At 63.0% G+C, this 23129-nt stretch carries 16 protein-coding genes; 14 read left to right on the forward strand and 2 right to left on the reverse strand.

Translation table 11 applies throughout. From position 1 onward, the window contains the following. Nucleotides 1-52 precede the first annotated feature (52 nt). The 4 genes from LN996_RS06105 to LN996_RS06120 all read left to right on the forward strand — a co-directional run bounded on the left by LN996_RS06105 (nt 53) and on the right by LN996_RS06120 (nt 7960). Nucleotides 53-2113: an acyltransferase family protein gene (locus LN996_RS06105; RefSeq protein ID WP_231339562.1), complete on the forward strand. Its 2061-nt coding sequence runs from the start codon at nt 53-55 to the stop codon at nt 2111-2113. Next, nucleotides 2110-4194, forward strand: a complete 2085-nt coding sequence (locus tag LN996_RS06110) for an acyltransferase family protein (protein WP_231339541.1) — start codon at nt 2110-2112, stop codon at nt 4192-4194. The genes LN996_RS06105 and LN996_RS06110 overlap by 4 nt, the downstream gene beginning before the upstream one ends. Nucleotides 4195-4466: 272 nt before the next feature. Further along, entirely contained in the window at nt 4467-5978 is a 1512-nt protein-coding gene (guaB, locus tag LN996_RS06115) for an IMP dehydrogenase (RefSeq protein ID WP_231339542.1), read from the forward strand. 104 nt (nt 5979-6082) lie between these two features. Then, nucleotides 6083-7960 carry an ABC transporter ATP-binding protein gene (locus LN996_RS06120; protein ID WP_231339543.1) on the forward strand — a complete coding sequence of 626 codons (1878 nt, stop codon included), beginning with the start codon at nt 6083-6085 and terminating at the stop codon, nt 7958-7960. A gap of 3 nt (nt 7961-7963) precedes the next feature. Here the strand turns inward: LN996_RS06120 and LN996_RS06125 are convergent, their stop codons facing one another. Beyond that, nucleotides 7964-8614 carry a hypothetical protein gene (locus LN996_RS06125; RefSeq protein ID WP_231339544.1) on the reverse strand — a complete coding sequence of 217 codons (651 nt, stop codon included), beginning with the start codon at nt 8612-8614 and terminating at the stop codon, nt 7964-7966. A gap of 228 nt (nt 8615-8842) precedes the next feature. On the opposite strand from LN996_RS06125, the gene LN996_RS06130 reads away from it, so the two are divergent. From LN996_RS06130 to LN996_RS06175, 10 genes are all read left to right on the forward strand, one after another. After that, on the forward strand, nt 8843-9979 hold the full coding sequence (locus tag LN996_RS06130; RefSeq protein WP_159703872.1) for a GuaB3 family IMP dehydrogenase-related protein: 1137 nt from the start codon (nt 8843-8845) through the stop codon (nt 9977-9979). A 154-nt stretch (nt 9980-10133) separates the two neighbouring features. Next, a complete protein-coding gene (locus tag LN996_RS06135) occupies nt 10134-11006 on the forward strand; it encodes a hypothetical protein (protein ID WP_231339545.1) in 873 nt (290 codons plus the stop codon). A gap of 49 nt (nt 11007-11055) precedes the next feature. After that, nucleotides 11056-11688 (forward strand): hypothetical protein, encoded by a 633-nt coding sequence (locus LN996_RS06140; protein ID WP_231339546.1) that lies wholly within the window; start codon nt 11056-11058, stop codon nt 11686-11688. Beyond that, a complete protein-coding gene (locus LN996_RS06145; RefSeq protein ID WP_231339547.1) occupies nt 11685-12326 on the forward strand; it encodes a hypothetical protein in 642 nt (213 codons plus the stop codon). The genes LN996_RS06140 and LN996_RS06145 overlap by 4 nt, the downstream gene beginning before the upstream one ends. Nucleotides 12327-12401: 75 nt before the next feature. Then, complete coding sequence (locus LN996_RS06150) at nt 12402-14156, forward strand: glycerol-3-phosphate dehydrogenase/oxidase (protein WP_231339548.1); 1755 nt, start codon at nt 12402-12404, stop codon at nt 14154-14156. 48 nt (nt 14157-14204) lie between these two features. Beyond that, on the forward strand, nt 14205-14693 hold the full coding sequence (locus LN996_RS06155; protein WP_231339549.1) for a PTS sugar transporter subunit IIA: 489 nt from the start codon (nt 14205-14207) through the stop codon (nt 14691-14693). 192 nt (nt 14694-14885) lie between these two features. Further along, nucleotides 14886-15758: an SURF1 family protein gene (locus LN996_RS06160; RefSeq protein WP_231339550.1), complete on the forward strand. Its 873-nt coding sequence runs from the start codon at nt 14886-14888 to the stop codon at nt 15756-15758. Then, nucleotides 15755-16255: a DUF3817 domain-containing protein gene (locus LN996_RS06165; protein ID WP_231339551.1), complete on the forward strand. Its 501-nt coding sequence runs from the start codon at nt 15755-15757 to the stop codon at nt 16253-16255. The genes LN996_RS06160 and LN996_RS06165 overlap by 4 nt, the downstream gene beginning before the upstream one ends. Before the next feature lie 107 nt (nt 16256-16362). Continuing rightward, nucleotides 16363-17952: a glutamine-hydrolyzing GMP synthase gene (gene guaA / locus LN996_RS06170; protein WP_062073057.1), complete on the forward strand. Its 1590-nt coding sequence runs from the start codon at nt 16363-16365 to the stop codon at nt 17950-17952. Nucleotides 17953-18116: 164 nt separating this feature from the next. Beyond that, on the forward strand, nt 18117-22280 hold the full coding sequence (locus LN996_RS06175) for a DUF4011 domain-containing protein (protein ID WP_231339563.1): 4164 nt from the start codon (nt 18117-18119) through the stop codon (nt 22278-22280). Between the two features lie 26 nt (nt 22281-22306). On the opposite strand, the gene LN996_RS06180 is transcribed toward LN996_RS06175, so the two are convergent. Beyond that, a complete protein-coding gene (locus LN996_RS06180) occupies nt 22307-23116 on the reverse strand; it encodes a Flp pilus assembly protein CpaB (protein ID WP_231339552.1) in 810 nt (269 codons plus the stop codon). Nucleotides 23117-23129: the final 13 nt, after the last annotated feature.

Here is a 23129-nt window from a genome sequence, read left to right on the forward strand (position 1 = left end):
GCGTATGATTGATGCTTTGTGCCACAGCTTTGAGGAACTGCCTAACGTGACTATGCCAACGATCCCAGCCCCTGCCCGTGCCGGCAGGCGGCCTTCCGGACCCGTTGCAAAGTCGAAGTTCCGCCCCGAAATCCAGGGCCTTCGGTCCCTCGCCGTCCTCATGGTGGTGAGCTACCACATCTGGATTGGCCGGGTTTCCGGAGGCGTGGACGTCTTCCTCCTTATCTCAGCGTTCCTCATGACGCTGCAGTTCACCGGACGCTACAAGCAGGGCCGCCCCATGGACCTCTTGCGGCACTGGCTGCACCTGTTCCGGCGGCTGCTCCCCGCCGTCGTCGTGGTCCTCTTGAGTACGCTCGCGGCGACGTTCGCCTTCCTCCCACCAACACGCTGGGTGGAGGTGGTCCACCAGTCGTGGGCCGCACTGTTCTACTTCGAAAACTGGCTCCTCCAAGGCCTGGCGGTCAATTACTACGCAACCGACCACAGCCTCGCCAGTCCTCTGCAGCACTTCTGGTCCCTGTCCATCCAAGGCCAGGTTTTCATCTTATGGCCCGTCATTTTCGCCACCGTTGCGCTTATTTGCCGCAGGTTCAGCCTGCGGTACCGGGCCACTCTCGCTTACGTTTTCGCGATCATTTTCGTCATATCCCTCACGTACTCAGTGATCTTTACTGCCAGCAACCAGGCTGTGGCCTACTTCGACACCTTTGCGCGGCTCTGGGAGTTCGCCCTCGGTACCTTGCTTGCACTGATCATCCCGGGCTTGAACTTCGCGAAGCCCGTGCGAGTGGTCATGGGGTGGATCGGTGTGGTTGCGATGCTCACGTGTGGGATCCTGCTCCAGGTGCAGACGGCGTTCCCCGGATTCGTTGCGCTGTGGCCCACGCTCGCGGCAGTCGCCGTCATTGCCGCCGGCCAGACCGGGAGCCGCTTCGGCGTGGACAGGATCCTGAGTTCAAAGTTCCTGGTTCGGTTGGGCGACAACTCCTATGCCCTCTATCTGTGGCACTGGCCCATTTTGGTGATCGCCCTGGCCTGGAGCGGCAAGGACCACGCAGGCTGGTTGTCGGGAACCGCCATCATCGCGCTGGCGCTCACGTTGGCTTTCCTAACCACCAAGTATGTGGAGAAGCCGTTCCGTGAATGGAAATGGCCCGAGGTCAAGCGCCGCCGCTCTGCCATCGCCATCGCCGCCTGCCTTGCCGTGGCGTGCGCGCCGCTCTTGGGGTTCCAGTACAAGCAGGACCTGGACCTCAAAGCGGCCCAGGCGCAGGCTTTCAATGACAACCCTGGCGCCCACGCACTCGTCCCCGGATACGTTGACCTGGTCAGCGACGGTGCGAAGACCCTTCCCACGGCTGAGCAATTGCCGGAGGACTGGGCAACTCTCGCAGGACCGTGCGAGGGCGGGTCGAAACCGGACGAAAAGATGCTGCAGGATAAATGCCAGCAGAACGCCGTGGCGGACGACGACGCCGTCAAGGACATCCTGGTGCTGGGCGACTCGCACTCGCAGCAATGGTTGGCCGCACTTGGCCCCCTTGCCGAGGCCGAACACTGGAAGGTAACCGCCCTCTTGCTGGGCGGATGCCATTTCATGCCGGACAACCCCGACGCCGAGGACGGCTGCAACGACTTCAACGCCGCCGCCTTCAAGTACGCCGCGGCCCAAGCGCCGGACGCTGTTTTCATGGTGGGAACCATGGCATCGCCGTCATCGCCCGATGAGCAGTTGGTGTACGGCTTTGAGCAGACGGTCACCAACTTCAACGACCTCGGCATTGAGGTTGTGGCTATCCGTGACAACCCGCGGTACGACTACAACGTCACCGAATGTGCCTTGTCCAAAGGCATGGACAGCGCTGACTGCAAGTCTGACCAGCCCGACGTCCTCGCCACGGAAAGCCCGTTCGCTGCCGTGCAGGGGAGCTTTGGCAGCGCCGCGTTCCTGGACATGACCGACCTGCTGTGCGATGGCATCACGTGTCCGAGCGTGGTGGGCAACATGTTCGTGTACTTGGATGACAACCACCTGTCCAGGACATATGTGACCAGCATGGCCGAGATGTTTGAAGAAAGGTGGTTTGCCGCGACCGGGTGGCAGCGATGATGGACACACAAGCTACCGAAACGGCACCCGCCGCCGGACAGAAACGCACGACGTCGAAAGCCGGCTTCCGTCCGGAGGTCCAAGGACTGCGCGCACTGGCTGTTCTGATGGTGGCGACCTACCATATTTGGCTTGGCCGGGTCTCCGGCGGTGTGGACGTCTTTCTGCTGATCTCGGCATTCCTGTTGACGTTGTCGTTCACGCGCAAACTGGAAAGCCATAAGCCCTTACGGCTCCTGCGGCACTGGCTCCACGTCTTCAAGCGGCTGCTGCCCGCCGTCGTCGTGGTCCTGTTGGGTGTCCTGACAGCCACCTGGGCCTTCATCCCCCAGAGCCGCTGGCCGGATGTCCTCGCTGAGGCGTGGGCGTCGCTGTTGTACCGGCAGAACTGGCAGTTGGCCGACACGGCCGTGGACTACTACGCCCAGGATCATTCGGGGGCCAGCCCGCTCCAGCATTTCTGGTCCCTGTCCGTCCAAGGCCAGGTGTTCATTCTGTGGCCGCTGGTCTTCGCCGCCGTTGCTTTGTTGCAGCCGCAGTTGGCCAGGCTTTTCCCGGGCCGGAAGGCTGTTGCCCACCGGGCATTGCTGTTCATGGCGTTCGGGGCAGTGTTCGTCGCCTCGCTTGCTTTCTCCATCGAGCAGACCGCCAGCAACCAAGAGTACGCCTACTTCGATACCCGCGCACGTCTGTGGGAATTCGCCCTGGGCTCTTTGCTGGCGCTGGCCCTGCCTTACCTGAAGCCTGGACGCCGGCTCCGCGTCTTCCTTGGGTGGACCGGGATCACCGCCATGCTCGCCTGCGGTCTGGTCCTGACCGTGGATCGCTCTTTCCCGGGGTTCGTGGCGCTGTGGCCCACCCTCGCCGCCGCGGCAGTCATCGTGGCAGGACAGAGCGGCAGCCGTTTCGGCGTGGATCGCCTCCTTAGCTCGCGGCCGCTGGTCCTGGTGGGCGATAACTCCTATGCCCTCTATCTCTGGCATTGGCCTGTCCTTGTCTTCTTCCTGTTGGTTTCCGGGGCAACTTCACCCAACCTCCTCCAGGGCCTGGGCATCATGGCCGCCTCCATGCTGCTGGCCGTGGCCACCACCAAGTACGTGGAAGTACCAATGCGCCGCTGGGAGTGGCCCGACGTACGGTCCTGGCGTGCCGCCGTCGTGATTGCCTGCTGCGGTGCGCTGCTGGCGCTGCCCGTCACCGCGTGGCAGGGCGCCATTGCGGCGGAAGGCGCAGCGATCGCGGACCAGCCCAAGGAACTGACCCCGGGAGCCGCAGCCCTGTCCCCGGAGTACGTCGGCGCACCCACGCAGGAAGCCATGATCATCCCGGCACCGGCTGCCATGAAGGACGAGTGGGCAGACATCGACGGACTCTGCACGGGCGACAATGTGCCGTCGGACCCTCTGTTGGAAGGGTGCCTGCAGAACGAGGAGCCCGAGGAAGTCACCAAGGAAATCGTGGTGCTCGGCGATTCGCATGCCCAGCAGTACATGGCTGCCCTGGGCCCGATTGCCAAGCAGCATGGATGGGAAGTGGTCACGCTCCTGAAGGGCAGCTGCCGGTTCGGGGCAGAGTCCCCTGAACGGACTCAGGAGTGCAACGAGTTCAACCAGGCCAGTGCCGCCTATGTCATGGAACATAAGCCGGATGCCGTGTTCACCGTTGCTTCCCTCACGCACGTCACGGCGCCTTTCGAGACGGAAGTCCCCGGGTACCTCGAGGGAATCCAGCCGTTCACGGATGCCGGCATCGATGTTGTGGGTGTCCGTGACAATCCGCGGTTCAGCATCAACATGCCTGAATGCGTGCAGAAGAAGGGACCCGATTCGCCGGACTGCAATGCCCCGCTCGAGGAGTCCTTGGCGGCGTCGTCGCCCTTGGACGATTACCTGGGCAAGGTGGAGCGGCTTTACCTGATGGACATGAGCGATTTCATCTGCGAGCAGGGGACATGTCCGGCCGTGGTGGGCAACGTCTATGTCTACAAGGACGACAACCACCTCACCAAAACGTACGTGCAGAGCATGATTCCCATGTTTGAAGAGCGCCTCCTGGCCGCCACGGGATGGTCCGGCGGCTAGTTTCGTCCTTCGGTTGGGTTCGGCCTGCGGCCGGGCTCCGACACGCGCGACGCCGGCCTGCCGCCAGTGCTGTTGCTCACACTGGGGCGTCGCGGAATATGGCGATAGGCGCGAAGGTTCTACTATTTATTCAATACCCGGCAGCACTTTCTCCCACGCAGTACCCATGCCGAAGTACCGATGCACAGGCCAGTCCCGTAATGACGGGCTGGTCATCAGTTGCAACCCCTACCAGTTAAGCCCCCAAGAACCCAGGTAAGAGGCGCACACTCATGACCCAGCCCGAACACAATCCCTTTGGCCTCATTGGCCTGACGTACGACGACGTCCTGTTGCTCCCCGGACACACCGATGTCATTCCGTCCGACGCGGACACGTCGTCCCGCATCTCCAAGCGCATCTCCGTGCAGACCCCGCTGCTCTCCGCTGCCATGGACACGGTGACAGAATCCCGCATGGCCATTGCCATGGCCCGTCAGGGTGGCTTGGGTGTGGTGCACCGCAACCTCTCCATTGATGACCAGGCCGAGCACGTTGACCGCGTCAAGCGCAGCGAGTCCGGTATGATCACCAACCCACTGACCATTGGCCCCCAGGCCACGCTCCAGGAACTGGACGAACTGTGTTCCCGTTACCGTGTTTCGGGCCTTCCGGTGGTGGATGCTGACGGACGCCTGCTGGGCATCGTCACCAACCGCGACACCCGCTTCATTCCGGAGTCGGAATTCCCGCTGCGCAGCGTCAGCGACGCCATGACCAAGATGCCGCTCATTACCGGGCACGTGGGTATCAGCCGCGAGGAAGCCTCGCACAAGCTGGCCACCAACAAGATCGAGAAGCTCCCGCTCGTTGATGAGCAGGGCCGCCTCAAGGGCCTGATCACCACCAAGGACTTCACCAAGGCTGAGCAGTACCCGCTGGCCACCAAGGACGACGAAGGCCGCCTGCGCGTCGGTGCTGCCATCGGCTTCTTCGGCGACGGCTGGGAGCGCGCCATGAAGCTCATCGACGCCGGCGTGGATGCTTTGTTCGTGGACACCGCCAACGGTCACTCCCAGGGCGTGCTTGACATGATCCGCCGCCTGAAGTCGGATCCGATTGCTGCCCACGTGGACATCATCGGTGGGCAGGCCGCAACCCGTGAAGGCGCCCAGGCGCTGATCGACGCCGGCGCCGACGGCATCAAGGTAGGCGTTGGCCCCGGATCCATCTGCACCACCCGCGTTGTTGCCGGTGTCGGCGTTCCGCAGATCACCGCTATCTACGAATCCGCCAAGGCAGCCATCCCGGCCGGAGTTCCGCTGATCGCCGACGGCGGCCTGCAGTACTCCGGCGACATCGGCAAGGCACTGGTCGCCGGTGCCGACACCGTGATGCTCGGCTCCCTGCTGGCTGGCTGCGAGGAATCGCCGGGCGAACTCATCTTCGTCAACGGCAAGCAATTCAAGAGCTACCGCGGAATGGGCTCCCTCGGTGCCATGCAGTCCCGCGGCAAGAACACGTCCTACTCCAAGGACCGTTACTTCCAGGCCGACGTCTCCGGCGATGACAAGCTGATCCCCGAGGGCATCGAAGGCCGCGTAGCCTTCCGCGGCCCGTTGGCTTCCGTTGCCTACCAGTTGGTTGGCGGCCTCCGCCAGACCATGTTCTACACGGGCGCACCCACCATCTCCGAGCTCAAGGCCCGCGGCAAGTTCGTCCGCATCACCCCTGCCGGGCTCAAGGAATCGCACCCGCACGACATCCAAATGACAGTGGAAGCCCCCAATTACGGCTCACGCTAAGAATCGCCTGTTCCCCGCGGAGACCTCCGCGGGGAACAGTTCTTTAACGGACCGGCTGTTGACGGGCAAGCGGAATTGTCGGCCCGGGAGAATAGGCTGGGGGCATGTCTGAAAAGCCCGCACAACCGCGGCACCCGGAGTCCATCCGGCTGAACAACACGCCGCCCCGCAAGCTGGCGCTGCGTCCCTATGCACGCGCCGTCGGGCAGGTCCTGAAGGTGAGCTTCAAGGCCTCACCCGTCGCGGTGATCATGAAGGTGCTTGGCTCGTTGATCTCCGCCACGCTTCCGTTGGTCACCACCTACTTCGCCGCCCTGACCACCACAGCCTTGGCAGCCGGTTATGCGGGGGATCCCAACGCCGGTCCCCAAGCCATCCTGTACGTCGTCATCACTGCTGCGCTGGGGTTGTTTTGGGGTGCCTTCAGCAGCGTTGACCGCTACATCCAACAGCTCATGAGCTTCAAGGTGGGCGCGATCGTAGGGGACATGATGTACCAGCGTTTCCTGGCGCTGGAGTTTTGGCGTTACGACGACAAGGAAACGGTGGACCTTTACGACCGCGCGAAGCGGTTCTCGGACTCCTACGCCCGCGTGCTGGACAGGATTGCCGCAATCTTCACCCAACTGGTCTCCGTGATCCTCGCCATCGGTGCGCTGGTCCTGGTCAGTTGGTGGATCGCCGTCATCGTCCTGGTGGCCATCGTGCCCAGTGTGTATCTGCAGTTCAAACTGTCGCGTGAGCAGATCGCGCACTGGAACACCCAAGTGGATTCGCGCCGGCAACGCCGGATGATCGAACAGAACCTGCTTCGTCCGCAGCACATCGCGGAGATGCGGCTCTACGGCATTGTTGGATACCTGATGGACCTGCGATCACGGCTGCGGGACGCAGACGAGAAGCGACGCTTGGATTTCCAGAAGCGGTATATTCCCAAACAGCTGGCTGCGGACTCCCTGCAGTATGGCGCCGAGGTGGTTTCCCTGATCTGGGTGGTCGGGCAGATCATCGCCAGGGCCCAGCCGGTGGGTCAGTTCCTCTACGTACAGCAGATCGTGAGCCGGGCACTTTCCACGGCCAACAGTCTTGTCTCTTCCTTGAGTTCCATCGACGAGGACCTCGCCAACCTCAAGGATTATGAGCTGTTCATGGCCCTGCCTGTTCCCAGCGGCAACGAAAAACCCCTGACCACTTCGCCCACCACCGTGGAGCTCCGCGACATCCGCTTCAGCTATACCGGAAGCGACATCGAGGTCATCAAGGGCATTTCGATGACCATCACGGCGGGCCAGCACATTGCGATTGTCGGCGAAAACGGCGCGGGAAAGTCCACACTGATCCGTATCCTTGCGGGACTGTACCGGCCTGACTCCGGCCACGTACTGCTCGACGGCGTGGATCTTGCCGGGATCGACGTCACCAGCTGGCACAGGCACCTCGCTGTGCTGAGCCAGGAGTTCCTGAAGTACGAGTTCGCCACCGCCGCGGAAAACATCTACCTCGGCGACGTGGACCAACCCCGGAACGATGACCGCATCAGGCGGGCGGCCTCTGACGCCGAAGCCATGGAGTTCATCAACAAACTGCCCAACGGCTTGGAAAACCATGTCAGCAACTGGATGGAGGACCCGCGTGGTCGCAAGGGCAGTGGGCTGTCCGGCGGGCAGTGGCAGCGGCTGGCCATGGCGCGCAACTTCTACCGGGATGCCTCATTCATGGTCATGGACGAGCCCACATCAGCCATAGATGCCTTGGCAGAGCACCGTATCTTCACCAGGCTCTTCGCCGACCGAAGCAGTACCATCATCGCCATCAGCCACCGCTTGGCCACCATCGAGAAGGCCGACATCGTGTACATGCTCGAAGATGGCCGGATTGCGGAGCAGGGGACCCACAAGGAGCTGGTGGCGTTGAGGGGCCGCTACTTCCGGATGTTCGAGTCCCAACTCTCTGTGGACGAAACCAGCCAGAACACCCCCTGAGAATTAGAGCGGGCCGTATCCTGCGTTGCCGTAGGGATCACGCCACGTGGCGAGGTCCTGTTCCAGTAGCGCCCGGAAATGGGGATCAGTTGTGGCCTTGCGGCGAAGGGACTCCCTCGAACGGCCCGCGATGGTGGCCGGGACGATGATCCCCACCACGAGGAGGCACACCATGAAGGCAAGAACCGTAGCCAGCGTCAGCAGCGCGGCAGGATCCTGCCACGTCGATGGCTTGGCCATGAGGGCGAACAGCCCTATGAAGGCGATCAGGATGAACCCCGCGAATGAAAGCGCGCCCCGTAGGCTCCCGGGCCCACGATTGACGATCGCCCGGCTGGTTCGCGGCAACCGGTCCCGTACCCGTAGGTAGAAGACGGAGGAGAGCACGGCGAGTGCCGCGCCGGGAAGGCTGAGGGAGGGAACCGGCACCAGCGTGCCCAACCGGATGGCGAGGATGACACCCAGGAGGATGAGGACTGCCCCCATGCCAATGCCGGCGGCCCAAGCGCCCATGTAGGAACCCCTCGCATCAGCGATCTCGCGAAGACGGGAGCGCGCACCGGCCGGAGTAATGGCGGAGAGCTCCGTGGAAAGCCAGTAGTCCAGGGGGAGGGCAGAGCGGGAAAGTGGAGTGGGGCCGGTCTGGTAGCTCACCAGGGGTTTTCCTCCAGGGCTAGGGGAGCAATGAGCTCATGGTTGGTGATGGCCGACGCCTGGCCTTCTTCGTTCTGGGTGGTCATTACTGCCTTCTCCTCAGCGGTTCTGAGTCCAGTTTAGGAAGTGGCGTGATCAGGTAAGCCATCCCGGAGTCCATTGGCACACTTTGTGAAGTGTTTATTTGCCGAATCGGGGTTCTGGGAGGGGTCCAGTAAAGTAAGAGCCGTGACTTATGAGATTGAGATTGGCCGTGGCAAGCGTGGGCGTCGTGCCTACTCCCTGGATGACATCGCGATCGTCCCGAACCGCCGGACGCGTGACCCGAAGGACGTCTCTGTCTCCTGGCAGATCGACGCCTACAAGTTCGACACCCCCGTGATCGCGGCACCCATGGACTCGGTGATGTCTCCGGACACTGCAATCGCCTTTGGCCGGCTCGGAGGCCTTGGTGTTCTGGACCTTGAAGGTCTCTGGACCCGCTACGAGGACCCCCAGAAGGTCCTTGACGAGATCGCCGCCCTGGCCGATGAGACCAGCAGCCCGGCCGTTACCCGCCGCATGCAGGACCTCTATCAGGCGCCCGTCCAGCCCGAACTCATCAGCTCCCGCCTTGCAGAGATCCGTGCCGCAGGCGTCACCGTTGCAGGCTCTCTGACCCCGCAGCGCACGCAGGAACACTACAAGACAGTGGTGGCTGCCGGCGTCGACATCTTTGTCATCCGCGGAACAACGGTTTCTGCTGAGCACGTCTCCAAGAACCACGAACCGCTGAACCTCAAGCAGTTCATCTACGAACTTGACGTCCCTGTGATCGTAGGCGGAGCGGCCGGCTACACGCCTGCCTTGCACCTCATGCGTACCGGTGCTGCCGGCGTCCTGGTGGGCTTCGGCGGCGGTGCCACCACCACGACGCGACGAGCCCTGGGTATTCATTCGCCCATGGCTTCTGCCATCTCCGACGTCGCTGCGGCACGTCGCGACTACATGGATGAGTCCGGTGGCCGTTACGTTCATGTCATTGCCGATGGCGGCATGGGCAGCTCCGGCGACATCGTCAAGGCCATTGCCATGGGCGCTGACGCCGTGATGCTCGGCAGCGCGCTGGCACGCGCGGAAGAGGCACCTGGCCGCGGCTGGCACTGGGGTCCGGAAGCGCACCACCTCGAGTCGCCCCGTGGCGACCGCGTCAATGTTGGCACGGTCGGTCCGCTGGAAGAGGTCCTCTTCGGACCTGGCCACCACACGGACGGAACCTCAAACCTGATCGGTGCTCTGCGCCGTTCCATGGCAACCACCGGCTACTCGGACCTCAAGGAGTTCCAGCGGGTTGACGTCGTCGTCTCGCCGTACGCAGGCAACTGACAGCACGGCCCCTGAGGAAGCCCCTATCCTTCCGACTTGTCGGAGGGATAGGGGCTTCCTGTGTCCCGGGGAAGTTCTCCCCATCGCGGCCATCCACCGATCCCAGTAATCTGGCGGCCGAAGAACTTTTGCTGGCAGAGACGTGGGGGTAGAAATGGCACCGGGCATTTTTGGGGCAGATGTTGCCCAGCTAAGGTCACTGTCCAAAGTGATGGGGGCCTCGGGAAACTCCCTGTCCAGCCTGGAGCTCAACATCAACGGCATCGTCGCGTCCACTGCCTGGAAGGGCGCCGACGGCGAGCGGTTCCGCTCGGAATGGTCCGGGAAGATGCGGCCCATGCTGCACAAGGCCAGCGAATCGCTCCGCACCCAGGCGAAGTCGCTGCTTGTCCAGGCAGATGAGCAGGAACAGGCCAGCCAAGGTTCCGGCGGAACGTCGCAGGGTTCGGGGTCCGGGACGGGGTCCGGGCCAGGGACCACCCCGTTTTCGCCGGTGGTGGAAGCCAACGGCAACACGGGCTACCAAGGGCTGAACTTTGCCGCTTCCGGTGGGGGCTTCATTGCCGACCTCCTCCTCAACAAGATGGCCAAGGCAAATCTCCTGGTACGCCAGCCGTGGAGCCTTCTGGGCGCCCAATTCGGGCAGATGCCCGGCGTTGGGTACCTCAAAGGCACGCAACTCCTGAACGGTCTCTCCATGGTGGGCCGTGCAGCGGGTGTCCTGAGCGTCATCGGGGGTGTGGCGCAGTTTGCTGATGGCTACATGCGCGGCGACGGCTACGCCATGGCCGACGGAGGTATCACCACTGTTCTGGCGGCCGGAAGCTTCGTACCTGTCGTGGGACCCTTCTTTGCAGGTGCCAGCCTCGCATGGGCCGGAATGGGCTTCCTTGCGAAAGGGCTCGGCTACGGGTCCACCTCGGAAATGGTGGTCGACGGCGCCAAAGCCGTCGCCGGTGCCGTAGAGGATGGCGCCAAAGCTGTGGCCGATGGGGCGAAGAAGGTGTGGGGTTGGCTGGGCGGTTGACCGGATTTCCTAAGATAGCGTGGAACCAGCAAACCAACATGAGGACGGCATGACAGAAACAGCAAACCTGGAAACCCTGCGGCTGACGGACCACGAGCTTTTGGCGTTGCTGGCCATGCGCCCAACCAGCGGAGCCGAGAAGACCCGTGACCTGTTCCGGCTTTCCGGGGTCGCGGACAAAGAGGTGCTGGAGCAGGCCGGGATCACCACTTTGCTGGTGCGCGGCCTGGCAGAAGTCGATGGTGAGGACATTGTCCCCGTTGACAGAGGCGCCATAGTGGCCGCAGTTGTTTCCAGTGCAGATGAATGGTTGGAAATGGCCTTGGTTACGCCCAACAGCGACCATGTGCTGTTCACCGCCGGCTCGGACCAAGGGTCCGTTCTCCTCAACCTCAGCCGTTACGGCGTACACGAGGTTCAACCGATTGATTCCCGCTCCGGAATGCTGCCCCTCGGTATTGAGATTGCCCGCCACTACCTGGTGGATGGTCCGGACGGGCTTCCCGCCGCGGCCATGATCAAGCACCACCGGGCTGAGGGGTCCCCGCTCACAGCCCATCTCAAAGCGGGTGCCGACGGTAGCTGGACTCTTGCCACCGGGGACGAAGACAACCCGCCCCACCGTCCAGTCCCGGCAGGCGAGGCTTTCGGCGAATTCGCGGCGGCCTTGACCTTCGCATGAGCCAGCAGTTCCCCTCATCCGGACAATGGCCACAGCAGTTCCCCTTGGACTATTGGATCTCTTCCGGCCGCATGGTCCCGGACACCGTACCCTCCGTTTTGAGGGACATGGCGTGGAACAGGGGCCAATTTCTGGGACTCTCTGTGGCGTGCCTCGGTACAGCCGTCAGCCTGCTGGGCGCCGCGCTCCTGGTTCTGGTGCTGGGGGGCAGCCCCGGCGTGGTGATTTCCTTCGCTGGTGTGGGTGTGGCCCTATTCTGCGTCGCTGCCGGACTTCGTGCCAGGCTTCGGGGAGTTCCCAAAGTTCGTCCAGTGATGGCGTCCCGCGCGCCTGGCAAGTTCTCCTCCGGCGTGGGGCTGGCGGTATTCCTCTCGGCCATCTTGGGGGTGGGCCTCTTCCCCGTGGTAAATCCACTGCTTCACGAGGGGGCCGGTCAAGCGCTGGGATTCGTTGCGGCCTACGCCCTCCTGCTGCTGGCAACGGGTTGCCTGTTTGCTGCGCCCGCCTACTTTTCGGAGCACGCCCGCGAGCATTTTCGGCGTCGCATAGCTTCGGATCCGGAACTTCGTCGTGAGCTCGAAGCACTGTCCCTCTCCTGGCGCGATCCACAGGGAAACAAGCAGTTCGGGCCACTCTGACCTGTGCCCTGCCCAAGGCGGCAGCCAACAAGTAGGGTAGGGGACTACCAGCTGTTGCGTTTGAGGAGGGGTCCGATGAGCAATGTCGCAGGCGGTCCGCAGGTGAATGCCCCGGGAGCACTTAGCCCGGAATCGCGTGCCGCGTCGATCGAAGTCCTGAAAGCCACTGCGGAAGCCGGCAAGGAGCTCGACATCCTGATTGTCGGCGGCGGAGTGGTGGGTGCTGGAGCGGCCCTGGACGCCGTGACCCGTGGCCTCACGGTGGGCATCGTGGAGGCCAGGGACTGGGCGTCCGGCACGTCGTCGCGGTCTTCCAAGCTTATCCACGGAGGCCTCAGGTACCTGGAGATGCTGGATTTCGGGTTGGTCCAGGAAGCACTCCAGGAACGGGGACTGCTGATCCAACAGATCGCACCCCACCTGGTGCGGCCTGTTCCCTTCCTTTACCCACTGACCCGCAGGTTCTGGGAGCGGCCATACGTGGGCGCGGGCATCATGCTCTACGACACCTTGGGCCTGACATCAGGGCACAGCCGCGGCGTTCCCATGCATAAGCACCTGTTCAGGCGTGGAACACTGCGCGCGGCTCCCAGCTTGAAGGACGACGCCTTCGTGGGGTCCATTCGCTACTACGATGCCCAGGTGGATGACGCCCGGCTTGTGGTGAATGTCGTCAGGACGGCGGCCCATTACGGCGCCCACGCCGCCAACCGGCTTCGTGTGGTGGACTTCCTGCGCGAAGGTGAGCGCGTGGTTGGAGCGAAGCTCGAAAACCAGGAAGACGGCAGCGTCTTCGAAGTCCGGGCCAAGCAAGTGGTCAACGCAACCGGCGTATGGACCGACGAAACACAGGCCATGGTCACTGATAGGGGCCAGCTGAAGGTCCGCGCATCCAAGGGCATCCACCTCGTGGTGCCACGCGACCGCTTCCAGTCCACGGTGGGCCTCATCCTGCGCACGGAGAAGTCCGTGCTCTTCGTGATCCCGTGGGGCCGGCACTGGATCATCGGAACCACAGACACGGACTGGAAGCTGGACAAAGCCCATCCGGCGGCGTCCAGCAAGGACATTGACTACGTCCTGGAGCACGTCAACAAGGTTCTCAAGCGCCCCCTGACCCGCGAGGACGTCGAAGGGGTCTACGCCGGTCTTCGGCCCCTGCTGGCCGGAGAGAATGACTCCACGGCCAAGCTCTCCCGCGAGCATGTCGTCGCCCATCCCGTTCCCGGACTCGTGGTGGTTGCCGGCGGCAAGTACACCACCTACCGGGTCATGGCCAAGGATGCCGTGGATGAGGCCACCAGGGCCATGGATGAACGCGTCCCGTCCAGTTGCACCGAAACCATCCCGTTGCTGGGCGCAGAAGGCTTCAAGGCCGCCTGGAACCGACGGGCCCGGTCGGCGGAGGAGGCCGGGGTGCACGTCGCCCGGGTTGAGCACCTCTTGAACCGCTACGGATCGATGACGTCCGAAGTGCTGGAACTGATCTCCAACCGTCCGGAGTTGGGCGAACCCTTGCCCGGTGCCGATGACTACCTCGCGGCGGAAGTTGTCTACGCAACTACCCATGAAGGAGCCCGGCATGTTCACGACGTTTTGACGCGTCGAACCCGGATCTCGATCGAATCGTGGGACCGGGGTGTGTCTGCCCTCCCCGTAGTGGCTAAGCTGATGGGAGAAATCCTTGGCTGGAGCGAGACTCAGCGCGAAAGCGAAATCAAGCACTACCTCGCGCGCGTGGAGGCTGAACGGCTCAGTCAGCAGCAGCCCGACGACGAATCGGCCGACGCCGCGCGCATGGGAGTGGATGACATCGTTCCCCTTCGCTGAACAGCCCAAGGTAATGCGGCCGGACGGCCACACTGGAGGGAACACGACTTGGCAGAACCACTTGACCGGTATGACGCGGAACTGACCACCCCGGACACCGTCATCCTTGAACTTGTCGCAGAGGACAAGATTGACGCCGCGGCCCAACTAGCCCACAAGCTTCACGCAGCCGGCAGGATCACCAACCTCGAGGGCTTCCTGGAGCAAGTGCACTCACGGGAGCATCAGCTCGCAACAGGACTCCCTGGCGGCATTGGCCTGCCCCATGCACGCAGTGAATTCGTGGACAGGATTTCCATTGCCGTCGGTGTGACCAAGTTCGGCCATGCCCTGGACTTCGGAGCAACGGACGGCCCAGCCACCCTGGTTCTTCTGATCGCCACGCCCGCCAGCTCCTTTTCCGACCACCTCGAGGTTTTGGCCACGCTGGCACGGTCCCTGTCCAAGGAGTCGTTCCGCGAGTCCCTCCGGCGTGCCCACGATCCTGAAGTCATCTCCGAACTCATCAACTCCAGCCTGGTGTTCTTCGACCACTAGAGATTGGGGCAGGCCCTTTCGTGTCGACTCCGTCGCCACGTAGGGACCCTGCTGCCCCACTCTAGGGCAGGGCTTTTGGTGTCGACTCCGTCGCCACGTAGGGACCCTGCTGCCCCACTCCAGGGCAGAGGGGCTGGCTATCCGCTTTGCCTCGTTTCGTTGTTCTACAGCCGGACGAAGTACGGTTAAGGGGTGTTGAAAACCGCGTTGAAACCCCGCTGGATCGCAGGACTGGTCTTTGCGCTTCTGTTGTCCGGGGTGTTTGTGCTGCTCAGCCAGTGGCAGCTCAGCCGGTCCGCCCAGCACGAGCCTCCCGCGCCGTCCAGCATTGAGGAAGTGAAACCGCTGGTGGACGTCCTCCAGCCCGGCCAATTCTTCCCCGGTTCGGTCTCGGACCAGATGGTGACTGCCACGGGAACGTACGATCCCAGCAAGCAGGTCCTCGTTGAGGGCCGCCTGTACAACAACCAAAAAGGTTTCTGGATCGTCTCCGCCTTTGCCGTCAACAACGCGCCGACGCTGAACGGTGTCGCCGCGTCGCCCCAAACGTGGATCCCTGTTGCGCGCGGCTGGGTGGCCGATGCCGCCCAAGCCGGCCCGCCGCCGTCGGGAACCATCACCTTGACCGGTCGCCTCATTCCTTCTGAAGCACCCGTTCCAAACGTCGACGCCGGTCCAGGCCGTGCGTCCGCGGTGTCCGCTGCCGAACTCATCAATCAGTGGGAAGTATCCAGCTACCCGGGGTTTGTCGCTGCGACATCGGAAGTCTCAGGCGGCATTACGATTCCCCTCGGCGATGACGTCAAGGCCCTCAATATTCCGCCGCAACCCCCTGCAGAGCAGGTCAATTGGCTGAACCTCTTCTATGCGGTCGAATGGGTTGTCTTTGCGGGATTCTCGATCTTTATCTGGTGGCGGCTTGTGAAGGACGACTACCGTCGCGACCTCGAAGAGGACGAGTACGAAGATGACGACTTCGATGATGTGGACCCCGACCAGCCGTCCAATGCCGAGGCCACGACAGAACCTACAAGCCCAGAGCCAGAACAAAAGGTGCAGCAATGATTGAGCCAAAACCGGCCATCCAGCCCGAACAATCCGGATCCAAGCCCAAGAAGCGCCGGTTCGGCGGAACGGAAGCCCAGATCCGTTCGGCGTTGAAGTTCTACAAAGTCATGGCATACCTCACGGGCGCCATGCTGCTCCTGCTGTGTGCGGAACTGATCGCCCGGTACGGCTTTGGCGTTTCGCTCTTCGCCGGCGGTACGAGCGCTGTCACAGGCCAGCCCTTTGGCTTCGGTTTCGCGGAATCCGAGCCCAAGGGTGTGATCGGCGGCTTCAATATCTCCACGTCGGTGCTGATCGTGCACGGTTGGATGTACGTGGTCTACCTCGTCTCCAACTTCCGACTGTGGTCCCTCATGCGCTGGCCGTTCTCCAAAATGGTCCTGCTGGCACTTGGCGGAGTTGTCCCGTTGCTGTCCTTCATTGTGGAGAAGAAATTCCACGCCCAGGTCGAGGCCGAACTCGCCGCCAACCCGCAGGCAACCAAACGCTACTAGGCTGTACCGGCATCCAGATGTGAGATGCCTAACGGCAGGGCCGTTTTTGGCCCCCGGCCGCCCTCGCCAACGTGCACCGGGGCGGCCCGGCAAAGTAGTCTTGTCTGGTGACTACTCCCACCGCACCCCAAACTTCCCAGAAGCCGGTGCTGGTTGTTGACTACGGTGCCCAGTACGCGCAGCTGATTGCCCGCCGCGTCCGCGAAGCGAATGTGTATTCGGAAATTGTTCCGCATACCTTCACCACCGAGCAGCTTCTGGCCAAGAACCCGGCAGCCATCATTCTCTCCGGAGGGCCCTCCAGCGTGTACGCAGAGGGAGCTCCGAGCGTCGGCGCGGACCTCTTCGAAGCCGGGGTGCCCGTGTTTGGCATCTGCTACGGCTTCCAGGCCATGGCCAACGCACTGGGCGGCAAGGTGGCCCAGACGGGTCTCCGGGAGTACGGCGCCACTGAAGCGCTTGTTGTAGGCGATGCCCGCTCCATCCTGGACGGCGTCCCCTCTTCCCAGAACACGTGGATGAGCCACGGCGATTCCGTCCACGAGGCCCCTGAAGGCTTCGAAGTGCTCGCCTCGACGGCCGGTGCGCCGGTTGCTGCTTTCGCCAACGAGGAGAAGCGCCTCTACGGCGTGCAGTGGCACCCCGAGGTCAAGCACTCCGTGCACGGCCAGCACGTCCTGGAGAACTTCCTCTTCAAGGGTGCGGGCTTGAGCCCCAACTGGACCACGGGCAACATCCTCGAAGAGCAGGTGGATCGTATCCGCCAGCAGATCGGGGACTCCAAGGTCATTTGTGGCCTCTCCGGTGGTGTCGACTCCGCAGTAGCTGCCGCTTTGGTCCAGCGCGCCGTTGGTGACCAGCTGACCTGTGTCTTCGTGGATCACGGCCTCCTGCGTGAAGGTGAAGCCGAGCAGGTTGAACGCGACTTCGTGGCAGCCACGGGCGTCAACCTCTACGTAGCCAACGAGCAGGAACGCTTCCAGTCGGCTCTTGCCGGCGTCAGCGATCCGGAGACCAAGCGCAAGATCATCGGCCGCGAATTTATCCGGGCCTTCGAGGAAGCGGAGCGGGCCATCATCGCCCAGGCCGCTGCCGAGGGCGAGAAGATCAAGTTCCTGGTCCAGGGAACGCTGTACCCGGACGTCGTTGAGTCCGGTGGCGGCGAGGGTGCTGCAAACATCAAGAGCCACCACAACGTGGGGGGGCTTCCTGAGGATCTGCAGTTCGAACTCGTCGAGCCCCTGCGGGCCTTGTTCAAGGACGAAGTACGTGCTGTCGGTGCACAGCTCGGCCTGCCGCAGGAAATCGTCGGTCGCCAGCCCTTCCCGGGTCCCGGCCTGGGAATCCGCATCGTGGGTGAAGTAACCAAGGAGCGCCTGGACCTGCTGCGCAAGGCTGACGCCATTGCCCGCGCGGAACTGACGGCCGCAGGCTTGGACAACGACGTATGGCAGATGCCCGTGGTCCTCCTGGCGGACGTTCGCAGCGTTGGTGTCCAGGGCGACGGCCGTACCTACGGCCACCCCATTGTGCTGCGCCCGGTGTCTTCCGAAGACGCCATGACGGCGGACTGGTCGCGTTTGCCCTATGACCTCCTGGCCCGGATTTCCAACCGCATCACCAATGAGGTGGATGGAGTAAACCGGGTGGTGTTGGATGTGACCAGCAAGCCACCGGGAACCATCGAGTGGGAATAGCAATGTGAGCGGCCGGCTTCCTCTGGGAGGCCGGCCTCTTTGCTTGTATCCGTAAGCACTTCACCGCTTCGAAACCGGCGGGCACCTGTGAAATGACGGCGAATTTCGCGTCGGAACAGCGTTGCGGAGCGGGCTGGCAGGGTATTCCCGCTACCCTCGAAGGTATGCCGGTATGGTCCAAGGCGTCTAAAGCTAGTACAGAAAAGAAGGCAGAAGTTGTGTCAGTAGGTCAAGGCCAGGAAGAGGGCTCCGAAGAGCTCCGTAAATGGCTGTCTGGTCTTAAGCCCGTCACCGGGGCAGACACGATGCTGCGTTTCGTCAAGACGCCCGAAGGCGCCATTGATCTCAGCAACGCCCACCCTTCGGGACTGGCGCAGTTGCTGGCAGGCCGCAGGACGCGCCTGTCCACCCTGATCCGGGACCGCCAACAATATTTGGTGGCGGCGCGGGCAGCACGAAACATCAGGTCCAAGATCTTCGAGCTAAGCAACGATCGCGGTATTGAGGCCGGCTACCTCTCTGCCGGCACTGTGGTCTGGACCTCTGCTGTAGGCGGCAAGCCACAGCGAGTATCGGCCCCCGTGATGCTCACGTCCATCATTCTGACGGTGAGGCCGGGCGAAGACGACTTCGAACTCCAGCTCACCGAGCAGGCCCGCATGAACCCGGCCTTGGTGCGTCACCTCAAATCAGTCCACGGGATTGTCTTTGACGTCAACGCCGTCGCGAGGATGGCCTACAACACTGCGAGGTTTGATCCTCAACCGGTGCTGGATCGCCTGTCCACTCTCGTCCAGCCGATTCACGGTGCCGACGTGGAGTTCAACTTACTGGTCACGACGCTGGCGGACCTTTCCGGCAACCTGGATGATCCTTGGATCAATACAAACAACGCCACTGTTGCGGCGCTCTCCATTGCCGCCAACGGCGGTGACATTGAGGCCGAACCAATCAAGGCAGGCCGTTTCCCCAGCCTTGACCTCCGCGATCCGGCGGATGAGCTCCTCTTGCTCGACGCTGATACTGATCAGCAGTATGTGGTGGATGCCGTTCGTGCAGGAGATTCGCTGGTCGTCAGCACGCCGCCGGGAAGCGGACAGACACAAACAGCCATCAACGCAATCGGTGCGCTGGTCAGCGAAGGCAAGTCGGTGCTCGTGGTGGGGGACAGGCAGTCCAGCCTCGCCGGCCTTTCATCGCACTTGGAATCCCTTGGCTTGGATTCGATGCTCTTCCGCCCCGGCAACGGGACCACCCCGCAGCAGCTCAAGGGCCAGTTGGTCCGGGCCATCATGCGCAATGAAAAAGCACTTGAACCACAACTGGGCAACCTTCACCAGACTCTGACCGGACACCGCCACGCCCTGATGGACCACGTTGCCTCACTGCACAACGTCCGTGAGCGCTGGGGTTGCTCGCCGTACCAGGCAATGCAATCGCTCGCTGAGCTGACGTCCATCCACCCTGCGCCATCCACGACGGTCCGTCTGAAGCGCAGTGTCCTGGACAACATCAAGGACCGTGAGGAACTCGCTGGCCGTTTGCGTCGGGCTGCCGAGCTGGGCAGCTTCAGCCGGGCTTCCACCACAAGCCCTTGGTATGGAGCCCGATTGGTCACCCGCAAGGAGACCGAGGAAGCGCAGCAGCTCGCCCGCCTGGCAGAGGAAAAGCTGCCCGTCCTGCGGGATCGGATGAAACAGCTTTCGGACCACGCCGAGATCAGGTTGGGAGAGACGTTCACGGAGTGGGGTGCCCAGCTCGAACTCCTGATTGCCGTCCGCGAAAGCCTGGATAAATTCACCCCGGACATCTTCGACCGTCCGGTGCACGACCTTATTTCCGCTACCGCCAGCTCCGCTTGGCGCCGTGAGCGTAACTTGGAGATGCCCTCCATGCAGCGCTCGCGCCTCCGCCGCGTTGCCAAGGAATACGTGCGGCCCGGTGTCCACATCGCCGATCTCCACAGCTCCCTGGTTCTGGTGCAGGAGCAACGCGCTCTCTGGGCTGGCTACGCCACTACCCAGCGCCACCCGGCTGTCCCTTCCGGGCTTGCCGATCTTGGTGCGCTCTACCGTGAACTCGACGGCGAACTGCGTCGCCTCGGTGAAGCGCTCAAGCACACCAGCGCCGGAGGGTCGCTGCACGGTACGCCGTATCTGGAACTGATGGAGCGGCTGGAACGGCTTGTTGCCGACACAGCCACCTTGGAAACCCTTCCCGAGCGCACCCTCCTGATCGAGGAAATGCGCGAGCATGGTCTCGGCGAGTTGCTTTCCGACTTGGCTGCCAGGGAAGTCCCGGCAGCCTCCGTGGCCGCCGAACTGGACTTGGCCTGGTGGCAGTCCGCTTTGGAAGCCATGATCAGTGGCGACGACTACCTTGCCATGTCCGACGGTGATTCGTTGCGCCGGCTCGAAGCTGAATACCGTCTTGCCGACCAGGCGCACATTGCCAGTGGAGCCGCACGCCTTCGGTGGCAGTTGGCCGGGAAGTGGCGCCAGGGCCTCCTCGAGCACCCGAGACAGGCGGAATTGCTTCGCGCACTGCTGAAGGACGGCCGGGTGACGCTGCCGGCGCTCAGCGCCCAAGCTCCGGAACTTGTGCCGCTGCTGGTCCCTGTTTGGTCGGTCAGTCCCTACCTTCTCACTGGTGTTCTTCCAGCTGAGCAGAAGTTTGACGCGGTTGTGATTATTGACGCCGAATCCACGTCGCTGCAGGCCGTTCTTCCTGCCATTGCCCGGGCGCAGCAGGTTGTGGCCTTCGGCGATGCGAAGATCGCGAACGCGCGCACGTTCAGCGTGGCCGTGGAACCGCCGGTTGCCGGTGTTGCCAGCCACGAGAACGTCGACAGTGCGTTCAAGGCTTTGGCCAGGGTTCTGCCCACATGGCAGCTGAATTGGGTTTACCGCGCCGTGGACGAAGACCTGATCCTGCAGTTGAGCAAGAACTACTACGACGGTGGCCTGCGGCGCCTGCCTGATGGCAACTCGGTCACGGGCCTGGACCGTTCCATCCTCGTCGAGTACATTCCTGACGGCACCGGGCTTCCGGGGGCAGACCACGAAGGTGTCGAGTCCGTCACCGCTGAGGTCAACCGTGTTGTGGACCTGGTGTTCGAACATGCCAGGCTCCGGCCCCGCACGTCGTTGGCCGTAGTGACGGCCAGCCTGCGCCATGCCGCCCGAATCGGCGAGGCCATCAGGTTGCAACTGCCCAACCATCCCTTGCTGGCCACGTTCTTCGGGGCTGGCGCCGAGTCCTTCCGCGTGGTGGACCTTGAGCGTGCGCAGGGGCTGGTGAGGGACCACGTGATCTTCTCCCTTGGCTATGGCCGCACACCTCATGGCCGGGCGCTGCACTCGTTTGGCCCACTGTCCACGGAAGGTGGCAGGAACCGGTTCGCCTTGGCGATGACCCGTGCCCGGCGTTCCATGCACGTCCTGAGTTGTTTCCGACCCGAGGACCTAGACCTTGATCGCTTGGCTCACGGTGCGGTGGACTTCTACGAACTGTTGGACCGGGAACTCTCGGGAAACAGCAACCTCGGTACGCCCGCGTCCCGCGCTGTTGCCAGTGAGCAAGCGCTCGGCGAGGACCCGCTGGTGGCCGACCTTGGCGAGCGTCTGCGTGCCCGGGGAGCCCGTGTCTGGCATCTCTACGATGGCGTGCTGGACATCGCGGCCGCCGCGGATCCAGTCCACACCATCGGCCGTGAGGGTGCAGAGATCCCTACCCCCGTCGCAATCGAATCCGATGGCACAGAACGCTACAAGAGGATGAGCGTCCGCGAACGCAGCCGGCTGCGTCCGCAGTTGCTGGAACGCATGGGATGGCGCTACATGTCCCTGTGGACCATTGAAGTGTTTACTGATCCTTCGTCCTGCGCGGACCGCATTGGGTCCTACCTTGGGCTGGAGAATCACATCCCACGGTCGACGTCGCCTGAGCATGGCTTCCTGGACATGGATGTTGAACAATTGAACGTGGAAAAGGGGCAGCCAACGTTTGCGCCGAGTGCGGCACTGCAGGGAGCCGGGGGGCCCGAGGACGCTGCCGGAGAAGCACATGGCTTTGCAGAGAATGGGAAAGAAGCACCACTGATGGAACAAGCATCCGGTCCGGAAAACGGGGCCAAGGCCGAACCCGACGCAACGGGGGCCGACGGTGCCGAAGAAGCTTCGGACTCCACGACGACCGCGGCCAGGCCCGGCGCCGGCGGGATACTTCCTACTAAAGCTGCGGAAGACGATCCCCGCCGCTGGGGCGATGAGTCCGGCTATGACCACGAGCAGTGGCTCAAAGAGCAAAGGCCTCCGCATTGGGGCTGATCGGCCGCCCGTAGAGGGGTCCCGCATCACGGACTTACCAAAACGAAGAAAAGCTTGCCTTGCGTTGAAGCGCCGGCAAGCTTTTCTGCTTGTTGGGGATCCGCGGCGACCACCACCAAACCCTCGGTGTCGCTGGTACCGAGCCATTCGCCGGTCTTGCCGCCCAAAGCTGAAGTCCAGAGCACTGGGACAGGGCCGGCCAACACCTGGCTTTGCCTGGATTCGTCATAGGAGCCGGCCGCCGTCAGGACCACCGTCACCAACTGGCCGGGGGAGAGAAGCTGGATGGATGACGGGTCTGCCATTCGCAGCGGCACCGCAGCCGCCCCTGTCGGTGCGCCGGTGAGCAGGCCTGGACCAAGAAGATTGGACTCCGTAGGGATCTGCCCCCTGCCCAGGGGTGAGGCAAGTTGGCGGCCAACCAGGGCCTGAACATCTGTCAGGGCGCCGGTGATGGCGAGGTCAGGCGGCACACCCTGGCTGGTGAAGTCGGACTCCGCAAGGCTGGTGCCTGTTGGAATATCGTGGGCTGCGACAAGGACGCTGATGCGTGCTTCTGATGCCGGCGTCAGTTGTTGGACTGCCATACCGGTGGCAAGGCAGAGCAGGAGGGCAACTGTGAGCCTGCGGTTTCGTCCGATCCAGGAGCCGAATTTTCGCTTGTGGCCCCGGTGGTCAGTGCGATCCCGGGTGCGTGGCGGATTGAACCTTGCGGGAATGCCGCTTAAGACACTGGATCGCCTCGTTCCTGCACGCGGGACCGGGGGCCAAGTGGCGTCGGTTGATGCCGAACGCTCGGCGCGGGCAAGGAAGGCACTGCGTGACTGATGTGGCATGCCGCCACGTTAG

The organism is Arthrobacter sp. AK01 (assembly GCF_021109375.1).
GTDB lineage: Bacteria > Actinomycetota > Actinomycetes > Actinomycetales > Micrococcaceae > Arthrobacter.

Coding starts and splice junctions, on each gene's coding strand:
- LN996_RS06105 (WP_231339562.1), top strand. CDS start 53: ATGCCAACGATCCCAGCCCCTGCCCGTGCCGGCAGGCGGCCTTCCGGA.
- LN996_RS06110 (WP_231339541.1), top strand. CDS start 2,110: ATGATGGACACACAAGCTACCGAAACGGCACCCGCCGCCGGACAGAAA.
- guaB (WP_231339542.1), top strand. CDS start 4,467: ATGACCCAGCCCGAACACAATCCCTTTGGCCTCATTGGCCTGACGTAC.
- LN996_RS06120 (WP_231339543.1), top strand. CDS start 6,083: ATGTCTGAAAAGCCCGCACAACCGCGGCACCCGGAGTCCATCCGGCTG.
- LN996_RS06135 (WP_231339545.1), top strand. CDS start 10,134: ATGGCACCGGGCATTTTTGGGGCAGATGTTGCCCAGCTAAGGTCACTG.
- LN996_RS06140 (WP_231339546.1), top strand. CDS start 11,056: ATGACAGAAACAGCAAACCTGGAAACCCTGCGGCTGACGGACCACGAG.
- LN996_RS06145 (WP_231339547.1), top strand. CDS start 11,685: ATGAGCCAGCAGTTCCCCTCATCCGGACAATGGCCACAGCAGTTCCCC.
- LN996_RS06150 (WP_231339548.1), top strand. CDS start 12,402: ATGAGCAATGTCGCAGGCGGTCCGCAGGTGAATGCCCCGGGAGCACTT.
- LN996_RS06165 (WP_231339551.1), top strand. CDS start 15,755: ATGATTGAGCCAAAACCGGCCATCCAGCCCGAACAATCCGGATCCAAG.
- LN996_RS06175 (WP_231339563.1), top strand. CDS start 18,117: ATGCCGGTATGGTCCAAGGCGTCTAAAGCTAGTACAGAAAAGAAGGCA.
- LN996_RS06180 (WP_231339552.1), bottom strand. CDS start 23,116: ATGCCACATCAGTCACGCAGTGCCTTCCTTGCCCGCGCCGAGCGTTCG.